General features: G+C 61.3%; 1 protein-coding gene. It reads left to right on the forward strand.

Going from position 1 to position 385, the window contains the following annotated elements:
* Window positions 1–383, forward strand: a 383-nt coding sequence (locus AC1DIX_RS28195; RefSeq protein WP_477328674.1) for a LysR substrate-binding domain-containing protein, incomplete at its 5' end; no start/stop codon positions are given.
* Window positions 384–385: the final 2 nt, after the last annotated feature.

The following is a 385-nucleotide window of genomic DNA, read 5'->3' on the forward strand; positions in this document are numbered from 1 at the left end:
CAGTGTGGGTCACCTCCATGGTGCATCGGCTGCAGGATCTCGATCCCCTGCCGATTGCGACCTACCGGAATTCCACATGGTCGCGGGACTTCGCCTTCCGTTCGCTCGATCTCCAGGGACGGAAATACCGCGTCGCCTTTGTCGCCGACACGAGCTCGGGATTGAAGAACGCAGCATCCGCGGGCCTCGCAGTGACCACGCTGTCGCGGAGCAATATCCCGCCCGGTTGTCGGGAGCTGACGGCAGACGATGGCTTTCCGCCTGTCGACTCTTCGCGTGTGGTTCTGCGCCGCAATCCTTATCATTCAACCGAAGCTGTCCGCGAACTCGCGGAAATGGTTCGTGAGGCGTTCAAGCCGATTGGGTATCAGGCGCTGGCGTAGTG

This window comes from Massilia sp. 05N420, assembly GCF_056397205.1.